General features: G+C 63.4%; 3 protein-coding genes and 2 pseudogenes. 3 read left to right on the forward strand and 2 right to left on the reverse strand.

Annotation, left to right across the window (positions count from 1 at the left end):
- Nucleotides 1-85 precede the first annotated feature (85 nt).
- Both ACH0BZ_RS16210 and ACH0BZ_RS16215 read left to right on the forward strand, forming a co-directional pair.
- Nucleotides 86-991 (forward strand): annotated as a pseudogene (locus ACH0BZ_RS16210) (YhcG family protein); the annotation flags it as partial.
- 462 nt (nt 992-1,453) lie between these two features.
- A pseudogene (locus ACH0BZ_RS16215) lies at nt 1,454-1,848 on the forward strand (PaaI family thioesterase); the annotation flags it as partial.
- Between the two features lie 90 nt (nt 1,849-1,938).
- Here the strand turns inward: ACH0BZ_RS16215 and ACH0BZ_RS16220 are convergent.
- Nucleotides 1,939-2,628 carry a TetR/AcrR family transcriptional regulator gene (locus ACH0BZ_RS16220; RefSeq protein WP_204719062.1) on the reverse strand — a complete coding sequence of 230 codons (690 nt, stop codon included), beginning with the start codon at nt 2,626-2,628 and terminating at the stop codon, nt 1,939-1,941.
- Between the two features lie 117 nt (nt 2,629-2,745).
- On the opposite strand from ACH0BZ_RS16220, the gene ACH0BZ_RS16225 reads away from it, so the two are divergent.
- A complete protein-coding gene (locus ACH0BZ_RS16225; protein ID WP_204719063.1) occupies nt 2,746-4,317 on the forward strand; it encodes an MFS transporter in 1,572 nt (523 codons plus the stop codon).
- 131 nt (nt 4,318-4,448) lie between these two features.
- Here the strand turns inward: ACH0BZ_RS16225 and ACH0BZ_RS16230 are convergent.
- The coding region (locus ACH0BZ_RS16230; protein WP_406899766.1) for a recombinase family protein at nt 4,449-5,088 on the reverse strand (640 nt) is incomplete at its 5' end.

Here is a 5,088-nt window from a genome sequence, read left to right on the forward strand (position 1 = left end):
ATCCGCCCCCAAAATCCCCTGACCAGCACCTACCAACCCGCAGAAGCCGAAAACGGATTCAAGAGGTCCAACTCAGGTCGGACAGGCTGTGCGCGAGGAGAGCGCCCGGCAGGGGTGGGGTAGCGGTGTGATTCGCAGGCTCGCCGAGGATCTTCGGGCCGAGTTTCCCCAGATGAAGGGCTTTTCTTCCCGGAACCTGCAGTACATGGCGACCTTCGCCGGCGCCTGGACTGCCGGACCAATTGCGCAACAGCCTGTTGCGTACTTGCCCTGGGGGCACGTGACTGTCCTGCTGGACAAGCTCAGCGCTCAGGACGATCGGGACAAGTACGCCGCCGCGGCCGTCGAGTACGGCTGGTCGCGCAACGTGCTGGCCCACATGATCGCCAGCAGCGCCCTCGAACGCCGCGGGGCGGCTCCGTCGAATTTTGCGCAACAGCTTGTTGCGCACGATTCCGAGCTTGCCCAGCAGATCGCCAAGGACCCGCTGATCCTTGATTTTCTGGACCTGTCCGGCGAGGTCGCCGAGCGTGAGCTCGAGGAGTCCCTGACCGACCGGATCGTCGATACGCTGCGGGAGCTCGGCCCGGGATTCGCTTTCGTGGGAAGACAAGTGCACTTCGACGTCGGGGGCGAGGACTTCTACGCTGACCTGCTGTTCTTCCACGTCGAGCAATTGCGGTACGTCGTCATTGAGCTCAAGACCGGCAAGTTCAAGCCAGAACACGCCGGGCAGCTGCAGTTCTACGTCGCCCTGGTCGAGGATCGCCTGCGCCGCGCCTCGCATGCCCCGACTGTCGGGATCCTGGTCTGCGGCAGCCGCAATGATCGTGTCGTCCGCTACGCACTGAATCAAGCCGGCGCACCCCTGGCCGTCTCGACCTTCAGCTACGCGAGCCTGCCTGCCGCCGAGCAGGAGGCGCTACCCAGCGAGGACGATCTCACCGCCGCCTTGGACCAGATCACCGAGGGCGACGAGGGCCACCCGTAAACACGGTTGGAGCACACCGTGGCCCAAATAGGCCTCCTACCTGCCCCTATGTTAGTGCCGATAACTTACGTTATGACAAGTAAAAGGTGTCGAGGTGTCGATTGTGCGAACTCGACACCTCCCCGAATGGCTCGCAGCTCGTTCGAACTCGGGCTGCGCCTGACCTGCGAGCAGGTGCGCATCGCGCAGATGATCCGAGGTCTGTCCGACATGGCGAACCCGGGCCGCAGACAGTATGCGAACTACTGCTCTGACCTGCGGTCCTTCATCAGGATTCGCATTTCCTGCGACACATTCGCAAATTCTGCGAAGCACATAAAAATCAGCCGGAACCCAAACCCGCCCCCACTCCCAGGGTCGGCGTAAAGGAAGCCGTGCGCCATGGCGTCTTGGCCGGGCCACAGCCGGGAACTCGACACCTCGCAACCCGGCACTTGATCAGTAGGCGTGGTGGGCGCGACTGGACCAGAGAACCCGAATGGACATTTCCTCTCGGTACGGCGTGACGGAGACGGCGTCGTCGCACACCACCAGTTCGACCAGCGTCACGTTGGGGCACCCGGCATTGCACACGGCGGCGCGGTAGCGACCGTGATTGACGACCTATTCGGCTTCTTGCTGTATTCGGTCGGCGAGCTCGCCGTGACGCGCCGTCTCGCGCTCGACTATCTTGCGCCAGCATTACTCGACACCCCGTACATCCTGCGCGTGCAGTTCGGTCTCGCGATGGCCGGAAATTGGACCTTAGGTCCACGATGGAGGATGCAGAGGGCCGGACTGTTATTACTGCCACTGCCCTGTTCATCGCGGTCGAGGTTGAACACTTTTTGCAGTCACAGAGAAACTCGAGGACTTAGGCCAAACTCACCGCCGCGGGAGGCCACCTCCGAGTCGGCGACCTCGGCGGCGAGCGGTCCCACCTATCGAACAACAAGGACCGCCTTGATTCAGCAAGGTCCGCCGACGGCGCCTGGGCGGTTCAGATCGTGGCCGAACTCGGCCGGGATGGGTTTGTCTCCCTGCTTGCGGGCAGCAAGAAAATCATCAACAAGTTGCACGCATCCGTCGTGGTCGACCGTGCAGAGCCCAGTAAGGCGAGCGAACACGACGGGGCCCAGGAGTTGAACGATCGCGAAGGTGGTGTCGATGTTGCCGAGCTGTGCCTGTACGTCAGGCTGTGTGAGGATGCGGTCAAAGGGCTGCCGGTACTCCTCGATGACTCGACTGCGCAGTGAGGTGATCGCGGCCGAATCGGCAGGATCGCCGCCGACTGATCCGATTGACAGCCAAGCCAGAGTCGTAATGTTCAGCGGCGCCTGGTCAATCAGGTCGGCTTGGGCCGTGAGAAGCGCGATGAGTTGGTCTCGTACCGACCCACTGTCGGCAGAGACCTCGACGCGAGGCAACAGCCGCTCGAAGGTCGCCGCAAGCAACTGGGCGGTCCCGCCGAAATGCCGATAGAGCGTGGCCCGCGCAACCTTTGACATTCGAGTGACCGCCTCGACGGTAACCGCCTCTACACCACCAGTGCTCAGGAGATGCGTGGCAGCGTCGAGCAATCGTTTTCGTGAGCGCAGCAGTCGCGGATCGAGCTGATCGTCGTCCGTAGCGGGCCGGTCAGCACTCCAGTCGTTCACGCTCTCCCCTTCGGCCGACGGTCACTTCTCGTCCAAGCTAACCTGTCCAGCCAGCCGGATACTGTGATACTACTTGTCTCAGACCAAGACCGATCATCTCACAGCAAGGGGCCGGCGATGCACTCACCCCAACAGACCATCACCGAGTCATCCCGGTGGACCCGAGCCGAATGGTGGATGCTCACGGTGTCGTGCCTAGCCGTGGCGTTGGTGGTCGCGGCCATGGCCGCGCTGTATTCGGCATTACCGGAGATTGCGGTAGAGACTGGAGCGACGCAAGCCCAGCTGACCTGGATCGTCGACGGCTACACGCTGGTACTGGCGTGCCTGGTCCTGCCCGCTGGAGCGATCGGTGACCGCTATGGCAGACGCGCAGTTCTCGTAATAGGCCTGGCGATATTCACCATGGCATCCGCACTTCCCCTGCTGCTGTCTGACCCGGCCTGGTTGATCGCTGCGCGAGCGATTGCCGGGGCGGGCGCTGCACTGGTAATGCCCTCGACGCTATCGATTCTGACTGCTGGTTTCGCCGCCGTTCATCGCGGCCGAGCAGTAGGTGTGTGGGCTGGAGTCGCCGGCTCCGGAGCAGTGTTAGGCATCCTCGGCGCCGGGGTGCTGCTTGAGCGCTGGTCGTGGGTGTCGGTATTTGTCGGACTGACCGCAGCGGGAGCCCTACTGGCCGCGCTGGCATGCACGATCGCTGAGTCCAGCCAGCATGATCACCCTCCCGTGGACTGGGTGGGCGCGGCGGCAGCTGCAGTCGCGGTTGCGGGAATCGTATTCGCCACGATCGAGTTTCCCGCGCGGGGCTGGGCCGACCCGATCGTTCTCGCCAGCGCCGGGGCCGGCATGTTGGCGACAGCCTTTTTTATCCTGATTGAGCTGCGATCCTCGGCCCCCTTGTTGGATGTTCGGTTGTTCGCCAAGCGCGGCTTCAGCGCCGGCTCGTTGTCGGTGGCCATCCAATTCTTGGTCACTTTCGGGGTATTCCTACTCCTGGTGCAGTACCTGCAACTGATCCTGGGATACGGACCGCTGGCCTCGGCGTTGGGATTGGTGCCGATGACGGTCCCCCTGATCGTGATCTCTGTGATCGCCCCCCGACTGTCACAGCGATTTGGACTACGAGTGATGACCGTCGCCGGTCTGGTGACCATCGCAGTTGGCCTGATGCTGGTCAGCCGGATGACCGTCGACGCACGTTACCTCGACCTGCTATGGCCGCTGTTGATCATGAGCGCAGGGCTCGGACTATGCACAGCCCCAGCGACCTACGCGATCATCGCCGAAACTCCGGAGAGCAAACACGGGGTCGCCGCCGCAGTCAACGATGCGGCCCGCGAGATCGGCGCTGCGATGGGGATCGCAGTGGCCGGCAGTGTGCTGGCCGCCGGATACACCCGCCACATCCAACCCGCCCTGCCTCAGTTACCCGAACCTGCCCGCGGTCCGGTCTCCGACTCCCTGGCCGCCGCCCTAGAGATCGCCGCACAAGCCGGACCAATGGCGCAACCATTGGTCGACTACGCCAAAGAGGCATTTGTCAACGGCAGCAGTCAGGCCACACTTACGTTGGCAATCCTCACCGCCGCAGCCGCAGTCTTGCTAGCGATCCTTGCCCCTGGCACTGCTCCGCGTGACCACAAGACCAGTTCCACAGCACCGGCACACCGGGACAGCGTCGGATAGGTGGCCCGTCCGGCTTCCGGCTGCACTGACTCGTGCCTGGAGAAACTGCGCAAGGTCAGCAAGAACCGCGGTCCCTCCCGAGTGCCGAATCTCGGCGGTCGAGCTGCTGTGGCTAGCGATACCCACCATCTTCAGGGCGGGGGCCAGTGGCTGGTGCGTCCACGCCCGCCCGCTTCAACGCGCTGTAGTGCGCGGTAGAGCGTGGATCGGCCAACTCCGAGATTGCGGGCGATCACTGATGGCCCCTCCCCTGCCTCGATGCGGGCCCGGGCTTTGTCGACCTGCTCGGCGGTCAGGACTCGCTTACGACCCTTGTACTTGCCCTTCGCCTTAGCGATGGCAATGCCCTCGGCCTGACGTTCACGAATGATGGCCCGCTCGAACTCGGCGAACGCCCCGAGCAGCGAGAGCATCAGATCGGCTCGAGGATCTTGGGCGCCGGCGGCGTAGGTAGCCCGTTCATGGACAAACTCCACACTCGCGCCCTTGGCAGTGACCTCACCAACGATCTGCTTGAGATCGACCAGGGAACGAGCGAGTCTGTCCATTGACGCGACCACCAGCTCGTCACCGTCCCGGAGATACCTAATGCACTCTTCGAGCTTCACGCGATCGGCACGCGAGCGAGCGGACTGTTTCTCGACGTAGACCCGGTCGCACTCCCCCACCGCCTCGAGCTGACGCGCCTCATTCTGACCTGAGTTGGACCTCCTTAGTGCCCCGCTGGCAGGGCGGCGATGATCGCGGCGCTGGTGTCGTCGAGGGGTGTGC

The sequence above is a fragment of the Dietzia sp. 179-F 9C3 NHS genome (assembly GCF_045369825.1).
Classification (GTDB): domain Bacteria; phylum Actinomycetota; class Actinomycetes; order Mycobacteriales; family Mycobacteriaceae; genus Dietzia.

Bases quoted from the DNA above. Each gene is read 5' to 3' on its own strand.
- ACH0BZ_RS16225 (WP_204719063.1), top strand. From the start codon at position 2,746: ATGCACTCACCCCAACAGACCATCACCGAGTCATCCCGGTGGACCCGA.